The following is an 18,449-nucleotide window of genomic DNA, read 5'->3' as shown; positions in this document are numbered from 1 at the left end:
GGCCTACCGCTTCACGGCCTTCAGTACGACGAACTTCCGGTCGCTCGCCACCACTTCGCTGTTCCCGAACAACCGTCGCAGCTTCACGTGGTAGCCCAGATGCCGGTTGCCGACCACCCACAGCTCACCACCCTGCCGCAGGGCGCGCCGGGCACCGGTGAACATGCGCCAGGCGGTGGCGTCGCTTGTCGCCTGGTGGGAGTGGAACGGCGGATTGTTCAGCACCAGGTCGACACTGGAGTCCGGGACACCCGTCAGGCCGTCGCCGACCCGGAACTCGGCATGCCCGGGTACTCCGTTGGCCCGGTAGGTCGCCTGCGCGGACGCCACCGCCTGGAACGACTCGTCCACGAACAGCAGCTCGGCCCGCGGGTCGGCCAGCGCCACCGCCGTACCGACGACGCCGTTGCCGCACCCGAGGTCCACCACCCGAAGCCCCGGCCGCTTCGACGACGGCTGGGGCAGATGCCGGAGGAAGAACCGGGTACCGATGTCGAGCCGGTCCGCGCAGAAGACCCCCGCGTGGTTGACGACGGTCCGGCCGGACGCCGCGCCGATACCGTCGGGCAGCCGGTAGCTGTACGGCCAGGGACCGGCGGGACGGACCAGCGCCGGGTCCGGGGTGCAGAAGATCAGCCGCGCCTTCTTCTCGGCGAGGGAGGTCCGGGTGGGGCCGATGATCCGTTCGAAGAGGTTCAGCGTCGAGGTGTGGATCTCCTTCACCATGCCGGTGCCGACGACGACCGTGCCCTCGTGCACCGCGGGCGCCAGCCGCAGCAGCTGGTCCTCCAGCAGCGCCAGGCTCTTGGGCACCCGCACCAGCAGCACGTCGATCCGGCCCGGCGGTGGGTCCTGCGTGGTGAGCAGCGGCACCGTACCGGGCCCGACCCCGGCGCGTGCCAGGTTCGCGCGGGTCGCCTCCTGTCCCAGCCAGGAGTCGGTGATCTGCGTCGGCCGGTGGGCGGCGAGCGCCGTGACGAGCGCCCCCCACCGGTCCCCGACGACCACGACCGTGCCGGCCAGTGGCACCTCTTCCCGGTCGAGATGCCCGAGCAGGTACTCGTCGGAGGCGTCCCAGGCGCGCAGCCTGTCGCGGGGATCCTCGGGGAAGCGGGCCAGGACCGGCGCGCCCCACGCAGTCGTCATGCGGTCGTTCATCGTGTGGACCAGGCTAGCCGAGCCGCAGCTCGGAGGGCGCCGGGCGGGAGACGAGCCGTCGGGCACGATGGGAACCATGGACGGCGAACTGTTCCCCCGGACCCGGGCCGAGGTCGCGCCCGGAGCGGTGCACGTGCCGCACTGGCTGGACGCCCGGACACAGCGCACCCTGCTCGACGCGTGCCGCGCGTGGGCCCGGCCGCCCGCCGGGCTGCGTACGGTCCGCACCCCCGGCGGCGGCACGATGACCGCCCGGCAGGTGTGCCTGGGCTGGCACTGGTACCCGTACGGCTACGCGCGCACCGTCGTCGACGGCGACGGCGCCCCGGTCAAGCCGTTCCCCGCCCGCCTCGGCGAACTCGGACGCCGTGCGGCGGCCGACGCACTGGGGACCCGGGCGGCGTCGGGAGCCGCGTACGACATCGCGCTCGTCAACTTCTACGACGGTGACGCCCGCATGGGCATGCACCGCGACAGCGACGAGGAGAGCGACGCCCCCGTGGTGTCGCTGAGCCTCGGCGACACCTGTGTCTTCCGCTTCGGCAACCCCGGCACCCGGGCCCGCCCCTACACGGACGTCGAGCTGCGCAGCGGTGACCTGTTCGTCTTCGGCGGGCAGTCGCGGCTCGCGTACCACGGCGTCCCCCGCGTGCACGCGGGCACGGCACCACCGGAGTTGGGGCTCACCGGGAGGCTGAACATCACACTGCGGGTCAGCGGCCGGTAACCGGACGCGGTCGCGATCATGGGAGACTCGCCCTCATGAGCGGGAAGGCGGACCCCCGGCCGGCGGGGGAAGGGACCACCTCGAGGACGCGGCTGGACCGGGGGCGCGGTGCACTCGGGCCCGCGTTGGAGCTCGTGCACACCGGACGTGCGCCGACCCGCGCGGTACTCACCGCGGAGCTGGGCGTGACGCGGGCGACCGCAGGTGCGGTCGCCGCCGAACTGGAGGCACTCGGCCTGATCCGGGTCGACGCCCGGCCCGGCGCGGCGGCCGGCTCCCAGGGCCGTCCCTCGCACCGGCTCTCGGTCGCCGAGGACGGCCCGGTGACGCTGGCCGCGCAGGTGCACGCCGACGGCTTCCGGGCCGCCCTGGTGGGCCTCGGCGGCCGGATCGTGGCCACTGCCCCCGGCTGCGAGGTCATCGACGCCGACCCGGCGAAGGTGCTCGGTTCCGTCGTCGCGGCCGGCGCCGGCCTGCTCCGGGAGACCGGGCGCCGGTGCGTCGGAGCGGGGCTCGCCGTGCCGTCCGCGATGGCCGAACCCGAGGGACTGGCCCTCAACCCGATGCACCTGGCCTGGCCCGAGGGCGCCCCGGTACGGGAGATCTTCGCCGAGCAGGTGCGTGCCGCCGGCCTCGACGGCCCCGCCTTCGCGGGGAACGACGTCAACCTCGCCGCCCTCGCCGAGCACCGGCACGGCGCCGGGCGCGGCGCGCGCGACCTGCTGTGCGTGGCCACCGGCCACCGGGGCGTCGGCGGCGCACTGGTGCTCGACGGCCGTTTGCACACCGGCAGTTCCGGCCTCGCCCTCGAGGTCGGTCACGTCGCCGTCAATCCCGGGGGCCGCCCCTGCCACTGCGGCAGCCGGGGCTGCCTGGACGTCGAGGCGGACCCGCTGGCCTTCCTCACCGCGGCCGGCCGCGAACCCGGCCCCGAGATGTCCCTCCTGAAACAGGCCGGCACACTGATCCGCGAGCACGACGACGACCCGGCCGTCCGCTCCGCCGTCGCCACCCTCGTCGACCGCCTGGGGCTGGGCCTGGCCGGCCTGGTGAACATCCTCAATCCGGACAGGATCATCCTCGGTGGCCTGCACGGCACCCTTCTGGACGCCGCCCCGGACCGGTTGCGTGCCGTCGTCGCCGACCGCAGTCTGTGGGGCCGCAGCGGCGGCGTCCCGATCCTGGCCTGCGCCCTGGACCACAACAGCCTGGTCGGCGCAGCCGAGCTGGCCTGGCAGCCGGTCCTGGACGACCCCCTGGTGATCCTGGCGTAACCGGCCGGCGTAAGGGCAGCCGGTACGGCGGACGCCCGGCCGACAGGCGCACCCTGCGCGGACCGTCGCACAATGACCCACGAGGTACGAACGGTCCGTGCCGACGGGCCGCAGACACGGGTCCCGGGAGCGGACCCGTGCCGTACGGACCGGACCGACCGACAGAAGGCCGAGGTCATGACCGACAAGCTCACCGTGAGCGTCCTGGGAACCGGCATCATGGGGGCGGCGATGGCACGCAGCCTCGCCCGTGCCGGCCACCCCGTCCGCGCCTGGAACCGCACCCGTGCCAAGGCCGCCCCGCTCGCGGCCGACGGCGTGCACGTCGCCGGCAGCCCCGCAGAGGCGGTCGAGTCCACCGATGTCGTCCTGACCATGCTGTACGACGGTCCCGCCACCCTGGAGACCATGCGGCAGGCCGCACCCGCGCTGCGGCGCGGCACCGTCTGGGCGCAGTCCACCACCGCCGGCCTCGAAGGCGTCGCCGAGCTGGCCGGCTTCGCGCACGAGCACGGCCTGCTCTTCTACGACGCCCCGGTGCTGGGCACCCGTCAGCCCGCCGAGGCCGGACAGCTGACCGTGCTCGCCGCCGGACCGGCCGAGGGCCGGGAGACGGTGACGCCGGTGTTCGACGCCGTCGGCGCCCGCACCGTGTGGACCGGGGAGGACGGTGCGGCCGGCAGCGCGACCCGGCTCAAGCTGGTGGCCAACAGCTGGGTCCTCGCGGTCACCTCGGCCGTGGGGGAGACCCTGGCCCTGGCCAGGGCACTGGACGTCGAGCCCGGCGGCTTCTTCGGCCTCATCGACGGCGGGCCGCTCGACATGGGCTACCTGCGTGCCAAGGCGGGGCTGATCCTCGACGGGCCGCTGTCCCCGGCCCAGTTCGCCGTGAGTACCGCAGCCAAGGACGCCCGGCTGATCGTCCGGGCCGGCGAACGCAACGGCGTACGCCTGGACGTGGCCGCCGCCGGCGCCGAGCGCATGGAACGCGCCGCCGCCCAGGGCCACGGCGACGAGGACATGGCCGCCGCCTACTACGCCAGTTTCGACCGGCCGCCGGCCTGAGTGCCCCACCGGGGCCGGCCCGCGCTCCCGGCTCCGCAGACCCTCACTCCCCCTCCCCGGGCGCCCGTGCGCGCCGTCCGGGAAGCCGTCCGCAGCCCCTCCGACCGCAGACCGGACCCCTCGATGAGTCCGTCATGTCCCAGCCTCCGCTGCCGCCCCGGGCCGACGCCCTGCTGGGCCGTCCCACCCCATGTGTCATGGCCACGCTCCGTTCCGACGGAGCACCCGTCTCCCCCTACCTGGTACGTGGGGGAGGACGGCCGTGCGCCGATCAGCCTCGACGAGGGCCGGGTCCGTCTGAAGCACCTGCGCCGCGACCCGCGGGTCACCCTCACCGTGCTCGCCGATGACGACTGGTGCACCCACGTCACCCTCATCGGCCGCGTCGTCGAACTGAAGGACGACGAGGGCCTGGCCGACGTCGACCGCCTCTCACGGCACTGCACCGGCAATCCGTACCCGGACCGGGTGCGGCCGCGGGTCAGCGCCTGGATCGAGGTCGAACGCCGGCGAGGCTGGGGCGCGATGGAGGACAGCGACCAGCCGTCCACCTGAGCCCCGGCCCCCGGAGCGGAACGGGTTCACCTCCCGGGGCCGCCAATGCCCCCTGGGGGAAAGCCGGTTCCGCCCCGGCGCCGCCCACGGCAGTGCCGGCCGGGAGCAGTCGTCGCAGCGCCGCGCACTCCCGCGGGGGTACGCACGGCGCCACCGGCCGTACGACGGCAGAAAGCCGGCTCCCCCCCGGCCGGGGAGCTGAACGAGCACGCAGCCTTGGCGCACTCCGGTGACGGCGGGCCCGCGGTGACGGACGCCCCGCCCCTCGAGGTGTTCGCTCACCGCTCCGCCTCCGCCGCGATCGACGAGGACGGGTACGGGCGTCGGCTGTGCGTACCGGACGAGGCGTCCGGCCGGCGCGGCAAGGGCGGCGCGGCACGCCCCCGAGCGAGGCCTTCCGTACGGAAGGAGGTCACCGCCCGGTCAGCCGGCAACGGCGGAGCGGGCGGGAGCAGGTTCGGGCCGGTGGCTCTCGACGGCGTGCTCGGCGTGCTCGACGAGCGTGACGTCCGCGAACCGGTGCGCGGCGTGCTCGGGGGCGGTGATCCTCGGATACCGGTCCCAGTCCACGACGGGAGCCGCGGAGGGGGCCGGCAGCGTGAACCACACGACCTTGCCGGACTCGCTGTCCGGCAGGGCGCCCCAGTTCTCGCTCATCGCGGCCACCATCGCGAGCCCGCGCCCACAGGTGGCGAGCGGAGCGGCGTCCCCGAGGACCGGCAACCGCGGGTCGTGGTCGTGCACCGAGACCTTGAGCCGGTCGAGCAGCACCTCCAGCTCGACCGTGCAGGTCTTGTCGGGCTGGGCATGCCGGTGGACGTTGGACAACAGCTCCGTCACACCGAGCGAGGCCCGGTCTATCAAGGTGTCCATATGCCAGTAGCGCAATTGTGCAGATACGATTCTGCGGACCTGGCCGATCCTTGGCGGCAGAGCCTGGAGCTCCACCGTGCAGTGTCTGCTTGGGTGAGTGATCACAGCTGCGACTCCCCGGTGTCAGGCCCGGACGGGCGTCCGGAAGAACGCGGAGTACGGATCCAGCAGGATGCCTGCGTGGCGTGGCCGCCTGCTGTCGTGGCCGGCGGGCTGGTTCGCAGCGTTATCGCCGGTAAACCCAGAGTGACGTGAGAACAGCGTGACGCAGGGGCTGGGGCGGCGCAACTCGCGGGCATCTCAGGCGCCGCGCCCCGATGCCCGGCGTACGGCTTCGACGAAGCGGCGCGCCGTGGGCGGCCCCGGCTCGCCCGGCGCCGGGTCGTGGTCGCCCAGGGTCAGCAGGTACCGATGGCCGTTGAGGTCGGCCAGGGCGCGGCCTCCCGGGGCGAACCAGGGGCGGGAGGCGCGCACGGCCTGCACCGGTGCGCTGTCGATCTCGCTTCCGTAGCTGGTGAGCAGCTCGAGCCTGCCGTCGCTGATCCGGACCTGCCCGGCCCGGGTGAGCGACCGCAGCCGTCTGCCGATCCGCACGCCCCTGGCCGTGAACTCCGGCTCGGCCATGCCCTGCCCCCTCGTGCGCGTCGGTGTACCGGACCGTGCTCCGCGGGCCGGCCCGTGTCCTGGTCCAGTGTGTCCCCCCGTCCGGGACCTTGCTCCGCGGGCAGTCTGCCCGCCCCCGCCGTCGAGCACCAGTACGCGCGTCCCTCTTCCCGGGGGCGCCCGAAGCACTCGCGCGAATGCGCCCCCGCCCCCTGCCAGGTGCCGGGGAGGGGCGCCCGGGCGGGCCCCCAGGGCTTCCTTTGAGCCGCTCAAAGGGGCGTTTATGCAGGTGAGGGGCGGTGCTCAGGGTCCTATGATCGGTGTGCCGGCCGCGCTGGACGCCGTCGGCGTCCCCCCGTGAGGAGCCTTGTCGTGAGCACTTTCCCGTCGTCCCGGCCGTCCCCGCCGTCCCCGCGGCCCCCGGGCGGTCTCACTCTCGACGCCGACCACAGCGACTCCGGCTACCGCGACTGGCTGAAAGAAGCCGTGCGCAGGGTCCAGGCCGACGCCAACCGGTCGGCCGACACCCACCTGCTGCGCTTCCCGCTGCCCGAGCGGTGGGGCGTGCACCTCTACCTCAAGGACGAGTCGACGCACCCGACCGGCAGCCTCAAGCACCGGCTCGCCCGCTCGCTCTTCCTCTACGGACTGTGCAATGGCTGGATCCGCCCGGGCCGCCCGGTGATCGAGGCGTCCAGCGGTTCGACCGCCGTGTCCGAGGCGTACTTCGCGAAGCTGATCGGGGTGCCCTTCATCGCGGTCATGCCGCGCACGACGAGTGCCGAGAAGTGCCGCCTGATCGAGTTCCACGGCGGCCGGTGCCACTTCGTGGACGACCCGCGCACCATGTACGAGGCGTCGGCCGCCCTCGCGGCGGAGACCGGTGGCCACTACATGGACCAGTTCACCTACGCCGAACGCGCCACGGACTGGCGGGGAAACAACAACATCGCCGAATCCACCTTCCGCCAGCTGAAGCTGGAACCCCATCCGGAGCCCGCCTGGATCGTCGCCACGGCCGGCACCGGCGGCACCTCGGCGACCCTCGCCCGCTACGTCCACTACATGCAGTACGACACCCGCATCTGCGTCGCAGACCCCGAGAACTCCTGCTTCTTCGAAGGCTGGACCACCGGCGATCCGGACGTCACCTGCGACCGCGGCTCCCGTATCGAGGGCATCGGCCGGCCCCGGATGGAACCGAGCTTCGTGCCCGGCGCGATCGACCGGATGATGAAGGTCCCCGACGCGGCCGCCGTCGCCGCCGTACGGGCTCTCGAGCAGGCGATCGGCCGCAAGGCGGGCGGCTCCACCGGTACGGGACTGTGGAGCGCGCTGAAGATCGTCGCGGAGATGGTGGCAGAGGGCCGGCAGGGGAGTGTGGTGACGCTGCTGTGCGACCCGGGGGACCGCTACCTCGACAAGTACTACTCGGACACCTGGCTGGCCGATCAGGGCCTGGACATCGCCCCGCACACGGCGACGATCGAGACGCTGCTGCGGACGGGAGCCTGGCCGGACTGACCGCGGGAGCCCGTCCGGACCGACGGCCGCCGCGCCTTTGCCCACGGTCGCGTGACCCCGCCCGAGCGCCGGAGGCGGGTCAGGCGTCCGAGGGGTCCGCCGGCTCCTCGGGCTCGCCCGCCACGACCAGCCGCGGCAGGTGCTCGGAGATCTCACCGCGGGCCTCGGCCGGCAGTCCGAAGTCCGTGACCAGTGTGTCCACCTGGTCCAGGGAGGCGAACGAACTCAAGCCCACCGTACCCCACTTGGTGTGGTCGGCGACCACGACCACCCGCCGCGCCGACTGCACCAGACGCCGGTTCGTCTCGGCCTCGGCGAGATTCGGAGTCGACAGCCCGGCCTCGACCGATATCCCGTGCACGCCGAGGAACAGCAGATCGAAGTGGAGCACCGCGATCGCCTGGTCGGCCACCGGCCCCACCAGCGAGTCGGACGGCGTACGCACACCGCCGGTCAGAACGACCGTGGCCGCGCCCTGACGGGGGCCCGAGGTGCGCTGCGCCGCGTGGAAGACGTCCGCCACCCGCACCGAGTTGGTGACCACGGTGAGGTCGGGCACGTCCAGCAGCTGATTCGCCAGCGCGTACGTCGTCGTACCGCCCGAGAGGGCGATCGCCGCGCCCGGGGAGACCAGTTCGGCCGCCGCCCGCGCGATGTCGTCCTTCGCGCTCAGCTCCAGACCGGACTTGGCCTCGAAGCCGGGCTCATGGGTGCTGGCCTCGACCAGCGGGACCGCGCCGCCGTGCACCTTCTCCAGCACGCCCTGACGGGCGAGGGCGTCGAGATCGCGACGGACCGTCATGTCCGACACGCCGAGCTTGCGGGTCAGTTCGTTGACCCGGACTCCGCCGCGGCGCCGGACCTCGTCGAGGATCAGGGCGCGCCGCTGCTCCGCGAGGAGGTTCTGATTCTCGCTCACGTACGCTCCGGTCCTTTCGCCGCCAAGCCGTCCGACACGCCCCGCGCACCCGGTCCGACGGGTACGTTCCGCCCGCCGCCGGTGCGCCGGCGTCCCATCCTCGCATGCCGGGGCAAGGGGGGGCGCACCCGGTGATTCGTCGCGCACATGCCATTGCTCTCCCGCGGGTCGCCCGTTCGTCACCCGGCTCGGGAAAATTCCGTGAGGAGGGGTGTCAGCCGCTCAGGATGAGGAGATCCTGTTGCCCGCACGGACGGATCCGACGACGCGTCACCGGGGGGAAGTGCGAAGCAGTGGAACGTGCGCAGGAAGGCACACCCGCCGAGCGGGGCGAGATCGTGGACGGCCCCGCCGAGCGGCCGAAGGACTCGGGAGCCGCCCTGGAACTCCTGGTCCACGGGGTGGGCGGCGCCACTCCGAAGGACATGCTGAACGATCCGCGTACCGTGCGGATCACCGGCGACGACGTCGCCGCCGTGTTCCGGCGCGCCGACGACGTCCGGGCGGAGCACGGACCCGCCGGCCACCGGGAGGAACCGGTCCCCGAGGCCTACGTCTGGTGCAACCTCACCTCCGGGAACGGCACCCGCGCCCTGTGGCTGTTACTGCTGCCCTTCATGGTGGTCAACCTCGCCCACTGGATGCGCCCGACGGCCCGCGGCCGCAGGCGCCTCACCCGGCTGTACGGACTACTGGTGCGGCTCGCCGGGCTGAGCCTGACGGTGCTGCTCGTCGCGGCGGCGTGCGAGGTCGCCCTCGACCTGGCGGCCTGGCAGTGCGCGGGTACACGGGCGTGCGCCGACCGGCACTCCTGGCTCGGCTTCCTCTCGCCCGAGGCCTCGGACGGCGGCTGGTGGAGCGGGCCGGGACGCCGGCTCGCCCTCGCCGCCCTGGTACCCGCCGCCCTGACCGGGCTGCTGTGGTACCTGTCCCTGCGCACCTGGAGCGCGTACGAGTCCCAGCAGCCGATGACCCACGAGACCGCGCCCGAGGACGACGGCCCCGTCGCGCTGGGCCGGCCCGGTTTCTGGTACGGCCGGCGCCTGGTCGCCCGACTGCGCGCCGCGCACACCGCCGCCGGACTGCTCACCGTCGCCCTCGCCCTCGCCCCCGCGGCCGCCCGGCACGACCGCGCACCGGGCGGATCCGAGGCCCTGGCCGTCCTCGGCCCGCTCCTGCAGGCGTCCCTGCTCGCCGCCGCGGCCGTCGTGGTGTGGGTGGTCTGCCGCCGCGGCCGTACCGACCGCCGCCTGGACGACGCCCTCGACGCACGCCTGCTGCGTCTGCTGCCCCTCACCGCGCTCCTCCTGCTCGCCCTCACCCTTCTGTACGCCGGATGGCGCCGCCCCGGCTGGGAATCGGCCGGCCGGCTGCCCGGCGACACGGCCTTCGGCGCGATCACCCTTGCCCAGGGCCTGCTCGTGATCGTCCTCGCCGGCGTCGCCCACACCCTGCACCGCGGCGCCCCCGACCGGCGCGCCGCCATGCGGGGCCTGGCCGGGCCGGCCGTCGCGATGCTGGCCTGTGCGCTGGGCGGCGTGATGTCCGGCGGCGTGGCCCAGCGCGTCGCCGACTGGCTGGACGGCACCGGGGCGTCGATCCCGGGGCCGCCGGTGGTCCTGACCTGGCAGGCGTCCGTGATCCCGCCGCTGCTCGTCCTGATCCTCGGGCTCTGCTGCTGGCTGGCCCGGCGGGCCTGGCACATCGCCCGCGACGAGCGCGCCGCCGTGGCACGCGAGTTCCCGGACGAGACCGGCGACCCCGCCCGCACCCGGCGGATCGCCAACGCCCGGGCCATGGCCTCCCTCACCGACCGGGGGCCCCGCATCGTCGCCGTCACCTCCGCCGCGACCCTGCTGCTGGGCGCGGGCGCCCTCGCCGGCTCCCTGACCACCGGCCGCACGCCCGGCGAGGCCGCCCAGGGAACCTACGCCGTCGTCCACGGTGCCGCCGAGACGGCGCAGGCGCTGGGCTCCTGGCTGATCGGACTCGGCTTCATACTGTTCGTCACCTGGGGCCGGCGCGCCTACAAGGACTCCTCCGCGCGGCGCACGATCGGCATCCTGTGGGACGTCGGCACCTTCTGGCCGCGCGCCGCCCACCCCTTCGCCCCGCCCTGCTATGCCGAACGCGCGGTGCCCGACCTGACCTGGCGGATCGAGACCTGGACGCGGGCCACCGGCGGACGTCTGGTGCTCTCCGGCCACTCCCAGGGCAGCGTCCTCGCCGCCGCCGCGGCCTGGCAGCTCACCCCGTCCGCCCGGGGGCGCGTCGCCCTGCTCACCTACGGGTCCCCGCTGGAGCGGCTGTACGGCCGCTGGTTCCCCGCCCATTTCGGAACGGACGCGCTCGGCGCACTGCACCAGGAGGTCGACTGCTGGCGCAACCTCCACCGCCGCACCGATCCCATCGGCGGCCCGGTGCGGCTGCCCGGCGGCCGTGGCCCCGAGGTGGACCGCTCCCCGCTCAAGGACCCGCTGGCGTACGGCCGCACCGAGAGCCACCCGCTGCCCGAGCCGATCCTCGGCCACTCCGACTACCAGGCGGACCCGGCCTTCTCGGAGGAACGCCGACAGCTGCTCGCCCGGCTGCGGCCGGACGTCCCCGCACCGCGGCACCCCCAGGAACCCGGCGACGGCGCCCGCACCGGCTCAGGGGCCCCCGCCGGGTGAGGGACCAGGGAGCCGGAACGCGCCCGCGCCTCGGCCAGGGCCTGGTGCGAAAGCCCCGGATGCCGGGCGCGACAGGCCCTGGGTCAGGACAGCTCGGGCAGATCGTCGGCGTAGAGCAGGGTCAGGTCGTCCGTGCTCGGCTCCGGCAGCTGGGCGACCCGGCTCGCGTGCCGCTCCACCATCGCCTCGAACGTCTGCCGCGCGGTACGGCCGTTGCCGAAGGCGGGGCCCTTGGGGATCTCCGTGAAGTACTTCAGCAGGCCCTCCGAGGCACCCGGCGCCAGCCGGTACTCGTGCTCCTCGGCCTGCTGCTCCACGATCCGCAACAGCTCCCCGGCCCCGTAGTCGCCGAAGGTGATGGTCCGTGAGAAACGGGACGCCACACCCGGGTTGACAGACAGGAACCGCTCCATCTCGGCGGTGTACCCCGCGACGATCACCACGACCGCGTCCCGGTGATCCTCCATCAGCTTCACGAGCGTGTCGATGGCCTCCTTGCCGAAGTCACGCCCGGAGTCCTCGGGGGAGAGTGCGTACGCCTCGTCGATGAACAGCACGCCGCCGCGCGCCTTCTCGAACGCCTCCTGGGTACGGATCGCCGTGGATCCGATGTGCTCGCCCACCAGATCGACGCGCGAGACCTCGACCAGGTGCCCCTTCTCCAGTACGTCGAGGGAGGCGAGGATCTCGCCGTACAGCCGCGCGACCGTGGTCTTGCCGGTACCCGGGGAACCCGTGAAGACCAGGTGGCGCTTGACGGACGCGGCCTTCAGCCCCGCCTGCTGCCGACGCCGGCCCACCTCGATCATGTCGGTGAGGGCCCGTACCTCCCGCTTGACGCTCTCCAGGCCCACCAGCGCGTCGAGTTCGCCGAGTACGGTGCCCGACGGACGCGTCTCCTTCTCCTCCGGCCCGGTGACCGGCCCGGGCGGCGTCCGCTCGGCCGGCTGCCCGGGCAGGGCGCCGAGCAGGCCGGGGGAGTGGCCGGTGGTCTGCACGACCGGCTCCGGTGCCGCCGGCGGTGTGAGGCTGCCGCTCTCGTCGCTGGTGCAGTCCTCCACCAGCGGACCTCCCGCACCGGAGGCCGCGCCGCTCTCGGCGAACTCGTACCCGCTGCGCGCGCAACGTTCCGTGCGGCACTTGCGCAGCGTCGTCCGGCTGCCGTCTATCACGTGGAAGCCGTAGCCGCCGCTGCCCGTGACCCGGCAGTTGAGGAAGCTGCCCCGGCCGCCGGCCGAGACGTAGACACCGGCCTCCGCCGGAGAGGCGATGGTGCAGCGCTCGACGGTCGGGTCGGCGCCCTTGGTGACGATCACGCCGGTCTGCATCCCGTCCAGGGTGCAGTTGCTGAGGGTGCCGCCGCTGCCGTGGTCCCGGAACCAGGCTCCCGTGGCCGCCTCCCGGATCCGGCAGTCGTCGAGCTGGGCGGTGGCGCCGTCGCTCACCGACACGGCGGTGTTGCGCACCTGCGACAGGTCGCTGTCGACCACGTCCGCGCGCGAACCGCGGTCGAGGACGAACAGGGCGTCCGGCACGTCGTGCACCCGGCACGAGTCCAGGACGACGGTGGCGCCGTCGCTCACCCACACCGCCGGATAGTCGCCGGTGCTGTCGAAGATCTCGCACTGGTTGGCGTCCACGCGGGTGCCCGGGTCCCACACCGACAGGCCGTTGCGGCCGAACTGCCGCACGGTGGTGCGGGTCATGGTGAGCACGGAGCGGGACCGCAGGTCGACCGCGTTCTCCGGGATGTCGTGAATGCGGCAGTCGGCCAGCGTCAGCACCGCGTCGGTGTCCAGCGTGACCCCGTCGCCGGTGGTGCGGTGCACATCGCAGTCGGTGAGGTGCGCGGTCGCCCGGCCGGTGACCTGGACACCGCTGCCCCGCACCTCGTAGACCTCGCAGCCCACCGCCTCGAGCGCCGAGTCGTCCCCGGTCGCGGTCAGGCCCGAGCCCGCGGCATGGTGCACACGGCAGCGTTCGAGGCGGGGCCGGGCGCCCCCGCGCACCGCGATGCCCGCCTGCCCCGCCGCGACCACCTCGCACTCCTCGAACACTCCGCCCCCGCCGTCGAGCACGGCTATGCCGATGCCCGCCGGATTGTCGACCGTGCAGCGGCGGACCGTCGGCCGGGCACTGCCGCGCACCTCGATGCCGGCCGCGGACCGGGTGACCACCCGTATGTCCCGCAGCTCCGGGGTGCCGTCCTCGACCAGCAGGGCGGGCGCCGCCGCGTCCTGCCCCTCCACGTGCAGGTCCTGGACCACCGCCGAAGCGCGTACGGTCAGCGGAACCCCGTCCAGGGGCGCGATGCGCACCGATCCGGACGAGCCCTCGGGACCGCGAAGGGTCACCGCCCGCTCCACGACGAGGTTCTCCCGGTAGGTGCCGGGAGCGACGGTGAGGACGTCGCCTTCGGCCGCGGCCTCCAGGGCGGCGGCGAGCGACGCGTACTCACCTGTGCGGCGCCGCCACCGCGATGTGCCGGTGTGCGTCACCTGGACCGTGCCCTGTGCCATGGCGTAGCTGTGCCCCCACCTCGTTGTACGCGGGTTTGTCGTCGATTCCTTCGGCCGGACCACCGTAGCGTGCGCACGGCCGCCGGATTGACCAGAGGCGGAAGACCGTCGGCTTCCGGCGCCGGTCGGGCCCCGGTCGGGGCCCGCTTTGCCCCCTGCCCGGTCCAGGACCGCGTACCGGCGGCGGACCGGGCGCCGGAGCCGGAGTTCGCCGACCGCCCGCACCGGCGCACCCCCTTTCTCCCTCCGTGACCATCCCGTGGTACCCCCGACGGGGCCGTTCCCCCGGGGGTTCCGCCGGCAGGGAGAGGGAGGTCGCCCCGACGTCACCCCGGGCCCTCCCGCCGACCTCCCGGAAAGGCCGACGGGCGGGCCCGGGACGCGGTTCCCGCGCACGCCCAGGCCCTGCACGGCATCGCGGCGTCCGGACGTGTGTCAGGCGAGGACCGTGACCGGATCGCCGACCCGGACCGTGCCGGGCGCGAGGGGCACCAGGTTCTGCCCGAACACCAGCTTGCCGCCGAACCGGCGGTGTCTGCCGAGCGAGTGCAGGGGTTCCCGGCCGCGCCCGGCGGTGCGCTGGTCGGTGGTCGTCACCACACACCGTCCGCTGGGCTTGGCGACGCGGAAGGCGACCTCGCCGACCGTGATGCGCGACCAGGTGTCCTCGGCCCAGGCGGTGGTGCCCTCGACCACCAGGTTCGGCCGGAAGCGGTTCATGGGCAGGGGCCCTTCGCCCGCGTGATCGCCCTCGGCGACCAGGGCGTTGAGGGCGTCGAGGGACGCGGTCGTGGTGAGCAGCAGGGGATAGCCGTCGGCGAGGCTGACCGTTTCGCCCGGCAGTGCGAACCTCGGGTCCACCGGCCGGCGCGTGGCGGGGTCGTCCAGGTGCACCAGACGCACCTCGGAGCCGAGGAAGGCGCTGCACCAGGCGTGCACGGCGTCGTCCTCGGCCGGCACCACGTGGATCCTGTCGCGGAAGATCTCCACCCGCTCGGCGGGGCCTGCCGGCACAGCCACCGTCACCGGGGCCCTGCCGGGTGCGGACAGCCGCAGACCGCCGCCGGGCAGCGGCTCGGCAGCGGCCAGCGCGAGGCACGGGTGCGTGCGTTGTGTGACGACCCTTCCCCCGTCGTCGATCAGCATCCAGCGCCGGTCTCCGGCCGGTCCCCAGGGCTCCACGACGACCTCCGGGAGAGGCAGGCTCCGGAAGGCCTTGACCGGATGGATGTGAAGCGAGTGCAGCAGCATGTTCCCCATGGGGTCATCGTGCCAGCCGGTGACGACGACTTCGGGGCGGCGGCCCGCGGGACGGTTCAGGATCCGGGGCTCATCGTCCGGAACGGCTCGGTGTCCAGTGCTCGGCGAGCACCGGACACCGCTCAGTACCCGCGGTACTGCTGGTTGTTGTACGGGTCCTGGTACGGCGTCGGCACCGGGCGCGGGGCCGCGGGGCGCATCGCCTCGTAGCCCGAGCCGGGAGCGGCGGGACGCGGCTGCTGCGGCTGGGGGCCGGGGTAGCCGCGCGGCGCGGTGGCCTGCTGCGGGATGTACGGCGAGTACGCCTGCTGGAGCGGCGCCGGCTGCTGCGCCTGCGGGTACCCGTAGGCGGGCTGGGAAGGGGCCGCCGGGAGCGCGGGCAACGCCGAGGGAAGCGCGGGCAGGTGACTGCCCGGCGCGTCATAGGCGGAGGGGACCCGGATCGGGGCGATCTGCGGGGTGCCCCGCTCGGCCACGAGCGAGTCGTAGATCGGAGTGTCCGGGAAGGAGGCGGAGTAGTAGCCGCCGCCATAAGTGGAGCGGGGGGAGGTCATGGCCATAAGTTAAGCCCACGATGTGCTGGTTGGGGAGACCGATAAGAGGGTTGTTTTCCGTGCCCGACGTGCCCTGGGATAGCTAATCCGGGCGAACTTGGATGAAACGGCTGTATGTTCGGATGGCTGTCTGGTAAAAGCCGAGTTCCGGTGGGGTTACCTGCGGTGATCGACCTCTCCGCGCATGCCCCGTGGGAGTTCCCGTGCGCGGGTATGAGGTTGTGCGGACGGAGTACGACGCATGCCGGGTGCCGCCCGGCGAGGTGACATGCGATGGAGGCGGACATGTCAATGTCGAAGGGGTCGAACACGCCGGTGCCGACCACGGCACTCCGCGTGGAACTGGGGTGGCGCACCGGCCCCGGAGTACCCGACGCGGACGCCTCCGCGCTCCTGCTGGCCGGCGGCAAGGTCCGCTCCGACAGCGACTTCGTCTTCTGCAACCAGCCCGTCCACTCCTCCGGAGCCGTCCGGCACGAGGGCAAGCGGAACGCCGGAGGGCAGGTCACCGACACCGTCCTCGTCGACCTCGCGCGGGTGGAGCCCGGCATCGAGACGGTGCTCCTCGCGGCCTCCTGCGACAGTGGCACCTTCGACCGGATCCCGGGCCTGTACATCGAAGTCAAGGACGCCGCGCAGGGGGCCGTCGCCGCCCGCTTCGACAGCACGGGTGCCACCAGCGAGAGCGCCTTCGTGCTCGGCGAGTTCTACCGCCGCCAGGGCGCCTGGAAGTTCCGCGCCGTCGGACAGGGCTACAGCAGCGGACTCGAGGGCCTGGCCACCGACTACGGCATCACCGTCGACGAGCCGCAGCGTGCCGCTCCCGCCTCCCCCGCCTCCCCGGCGGTCGCCCCGCCGCCCCCGGCCCCGGAGCCCCCGGTCACCGCCCCGCCGCCCCGGCCGGCCGGCCCGCCCCCGTCGGCCGCGCCCCCGGCCGCGTCGCCGGTGCGGCTCACCAAGGTGACACTCACCAAGGCCGCCCCCTCCGTCTCGCTGACCAAACAGGGCGGAACCTCGGGCGCCCTGCGGGTGAACCTCAACTGGCAGGTGCGCAAACAGTTCTCCGGCTGGGCGGGCAAGCTGGGCCGTCCGGTCGCCACGCACTCCGACCTCGACCTCGACCTGTGCGCCCTGTTCGAACTCAGCGACGGCAGCAAGGGAGTCGTCCAGGCCCTCGGCAACGCGTACGGGGCACTGCAGCGGCCCCCCTTCATCCACCTCGACGGCGACGACCGCACCGGCGCCGTGGACTCCGGCGAGAACCTCACCGTCAGTCTCGACCACAAGCAGTACTTCCGCCGCATCCTCGTCTTCGTCACCATCTACGAGGGCGCCCGCTCCTTCGCCGACCTGCACGCCACGGTCACCCTCCAGCCGCAGCACGGCGCTGCGGTCGACTTCTCGCTCGACGAGTGCACCGTTCCCTCGACGGTGTGCGCCCTCGCCCTCATCACCAACACCGGCGGCGACCTCGTCGTCCAGCGCGAGGCCCGCTACCTGGTGCCCGAGCGGGGCGTCAGTCCGCAGCGCACCGTCGACCGCGTCTACGGCTGGGGCATGAACTGGACTCCCGGCCGCAAGTGATCCCCGGCCGGCAGCGGCTCCGGCGGCACGGGACCCCCGACCGGGCAGAAGACGTCCTGCCCCCTGACGCCTCACAGGCCCCGGTTCAGCCCTCGTCGGGGCCGGGCACGGCGCCCGGACGCGGGTAGGTGCGGCCCTTCCGGGCCCCGCCCCGCCCGCGGTGGTGCCGTACCGCCGAGTCGACCGTCATCAGCAAATACAGGAACGCGGTGAACGGCAGCAGCCACAGCCAGGCGGCGAGGGACACGGCGGCGGTCCAGGCAAGGGCGCTCACGTGCGCAGTCTGCCCCGGACGAGCGGCCGGACACGGTCCATCGTCTATCGTGACCGGGTGAAGATCGCGCTCATGGACTCCGGAATCGGCCTGCTGGCGGCCACCGCAGCGGTACGGCGCCTCCGCCCCGACGCCGATCTCGTCCTCTCCCTCGACCCCGACGGCATGCCCTGGGGGCCCAGGACCCCTCAGGACCTCACCGCCCGCGCCCTCGCCGTCGCCGAGGCGGCCGCCGCGCGCCGGCCCGACGCCCTGATCGTCGGCTGCAACACCGCGACCGTGCACGCGCTCACCGCCCTGCGTGCCCGCCTCGAACCGGTCCTGCCCGTCGTCGGCACGGTTCCGGCGATCAAGCCGGCCGCGGCCGGCGGCGGACCGCTGGCGATCTGGGCGACCCCCGCCACGACCGGCAGCCCGTACCAGCGAAACCTGATCCGGGAATTCGCCGGCGGCGTCGACGTCACCGAGGTGCCGTGCTGGGGGCTCGCGGAGGCCGTGGAACGCGCGGACGAGAGCGCGATCGCCGCCGCCGTCGCCGCCGCCGCCGAACTCACCCCGGACGAGGTGACGACCGTCGTCCTGGGCTGCACCCACTACGAACTGGTCGCCGAACGCATCCGGGCCGCGGTGCAGCGCCCCGGCCTGCCGCCGCTCGTCCTGCACGGCTCCGCCGGAGCGGTCGCCGCCCAGGCCATGCGCCGCCTCGGCGAGCGGCCCGCCCCCGGGACCCCGGCGACCGGCACCCTCACCGTGCTGCTGAGCGGACGCGAGGGCACGTTGCCCCGGCCCGCCCTCATCTACGCGGAAGGCAGGCTGCTCCAGCAGGTCACCCCCGCGGTGTGACCCCGGCCACCCGACACCTCGGCTCCACCCCCGCCCGGTCGGCGC

Annotated in this window: 14 protein-coding genes and 2 pseudogenes; 8 read left to right on the top strand and 8 right to left on the bottom strand. The window is 73.8% G+C overall.

Annotated elements, in window-relative coordinates:
- Positions 1 to 3: 3 nt before the first annotated feature.
- Complete coding sequence (locus TU30_RS24785) at positions 4 to 1,146, bottom strand: methyltransferase (protein WP_042173759.1); 1,143 nt, start codon at positions 1,144 to 1,146, stop codon at positions 4 to 6.
- An 88-nt stretch (positions 1,147 to 1,234) separates the two neighbouring features.
- Between TU30_RS24785 and TU30_RS24780 the strand changes: the two genes are divergently transcribed.
- From TU30_RS24780 to TU30_RS24765, 4 genes and pseudogenes are all read left to right on the top strand, one after another.
- On the top strand, positions 1,235 to 1,885 hold the full coding sequence (locus TU30_RS24780) for an alpha-ketoglutarate-dependent dioxygenase AlkB (RefSeq protein WP_042173868.1): 651 nt from the start codon (positions 1,235 to 1,237) through the stop codon (positions 1,883 to 1,885).
- A gap of 35 nt (positions 1,886 to 1,920) precedes the next feature.
- Positions 1,921 to 3,159: an ROK family protein gene (locus tag TU30_RS24775; protein ID WP_042173758.1), complete on the top strand. Its 1,239-nt coding sequence runs from the start codon at positions 1,921 to 1,923 to the stop codon at positions 3,157 to 3,159.
- Between the two features lie 177 nt (positions 3,160 to 3,336).
- Entirely contained in the window at positions 3,337 to 4,224 is an 888-nt protein-coding gene (locus TU30_RS24770; RefSeq protein ID WP_042173866.1) for an NAD(P)-dependent oxidoreductase, read from the top strand.
- Between the two features lie 134 nt (positions 4,225 to 4,358).
- Positions 4,359 to 4,779 (top strand): annotated as a pseudogene (locus tag TU30_RS24765) (pyridoxamine 5'-phosphate oxidase family protein).
- A 423-nt stretch (positions 4,780 to 5,202) separates the two neighbouring features.
- On the opposite strand, the gene TU30_RS24760 reads toward TU30_RS24765, so the two are convergent.
- Together TU30_RS24760 and TU30_RS24755 are read right to left on the bottom strand one after the other, a co-directional pair.
- Complete coding sequence (locus TU30_RS24760) at positions 5,203 to 5,757, bottom strand: ATP-binding protein (protein ID WP_176726122.1); 555 nt, start codon at positions 5,755 to 5,757, stop codon at positions 5,203 to 5,205.
- 195 nt (positions 5,758 to 5,952) lie between these two features.
- Entirely contained in the window at positions 5,953 to 6,276 is a 324-nt protein-coding gene (locus tag TU30_RS24755; RefSeq protein WP_042173754.1) for a hypothetical protein, read from the bottom strand.
- A 351-nt stretch (positions 6,277 to 6,627) separates the two neighbouring features.
- Here TU30_RS24755 and TU30_RS24750 point away from each other — a divergent pair, with 351 nt between their 5' ends.
- The gene (locus TU30_RS24750; protein WP_042173752.1) at positions 6,628 to 7,779 is read left to right on the top strand and encodes a PLP-dependent cysteine synthase family protein; all 1,152 of its coding nucleotides are present in this window, start codon (positions 6,628 to 6,630) and stop codon (positions 7,777 to 7,779) included.
- A gap of 79 nt (positions 7,780 to 7,858) precedes the next feature.
- Here the strand turns inward: TU30_RS24750 and TU30_RS24745 are convergent, their stop codons facing one another.
- On the bottom strand, positions 7,859 to 8,698 hold the full coding sequence (locus tag TU30_RS24745) for a DeoR/GlpR family DNA-binding transcription regulator (protein ID WP_042173749.1): 840 nt from the start codon (positions 8,696 to 8,698) through the stop codon (positions 7,859 to 7,861).
- A gap of 293 nt (positions 8,699 to 8,991) precedes the next feature.
- Here TU30_RS24745 and TU30_RS24740 point away from each other — a divergent pair, with 293 nt between their 5' ends.
- Positions 8,992 to 11,370 carry a membrane protein gene (locus TU30_RS24740; protein ID WP_042173747.1) on the top strand — a complete coding sequence of 793 codons (2,379 nt, stop codon included), beginning with the start codon at positions 8,992 to 8,994 and terminating at the stop codon, positions 11,368 to 11,370.
- 83 nt (positions 11,371 to 11,453) lie between these two features.
- Here TU30_RS24740 and TU30_RS24735 read toward each other — a convergent pair whose 3' ends face one another.
- The 3 genes from TU30_RS24735 to TU30_RS24725 form a co-directional block, all read right to left on the bottom strand.
- Positions 11,454 to 13,889: a right-handed parallel beta-helix repeat-containing protein gene (locus tag TU30_RS24735; protein ID WP_042173745.1), complete on the bottom strand. Its 2,436-nt coding sequence runs from the start codon at positions 13,887 to 13,889 to the stop codon at positions 11,454 to 11,456.
- 435 nt (positions 13,890 to 14,324) lie between these two features.
- Positions 14,325 to 15,149, bottom strand: a complete 825-nt coding sequence (locus TU30_RS24730) for an MOSC domain-containing protein (protein WP_042173742.1) — start codon at positions 15,147 to 15,149, stop codon at positions 14,325 to 14,327.
- 122 nt (positions 15,150 to 15,271) lie between these two features.
- Entirely contained in the window at positions 15,272 to 15,703 is a 432-nt protein-coding gene (locus TU30_RS24725; RefSeq protein WP_042173864.1) for a DUF6643 family protein, read from the bottom strand.
- Positions 15,704 to 15,994: 291 nt separating this feature from the next.
- On the opposite strand from TU30_RS24725, the gene TU30_RS24720 reads away from it, so the two are divergent.
- A complete protein-coding gene (locus tag TU30_RS24720) occupies positions 15,995 to 17,287 on the top strand; it encodes a TerD family protein (RefSeq protein WP_042173740.1) in 1,293 nt (430 codons plus the stop codon).
- Between the two features lie 85 nt (positions 17,288 to 17,372).
- Here TU30_RS24720 and TU30_RS35610 read toward each other — a convergent pair.
- Positions 17,373 to 17,516 (bottom strand): annotated as a pseudogene (locus TU30_RS35610) (glycosyl transferase family 2); the annotation flags it as partial.
- Positions 17,517 to 17,618: 102 nt separating this feature from the next.
- Between TU30_RS35610 and TU30_RS24715 the strand changes: the two are divergent.
- Positions 17,619 to 18,404, top strand: a complete 786-nt coding sequence (locus TU30_RS24715) for a glutamate racemase (protein WP_199816894.1) — start codon at positions 17,619 to 17,621, stop codon at positions 18,402 to 18,404.
- Positions 18,405 to 18,449 lie beyond the last annotated feature (45 nt).

The organism is Streptomyces sp. NBRC 110035 (assembly GCF_000829695.1).
GTDB lineage: Bacteria > Actinomycetota > Actinomycetes > Streptomycetales > Streptomycetaceae > Streptomyces.
This window is presented reverse-complemented; position numbering and strand designations above follow the sequence as displayed.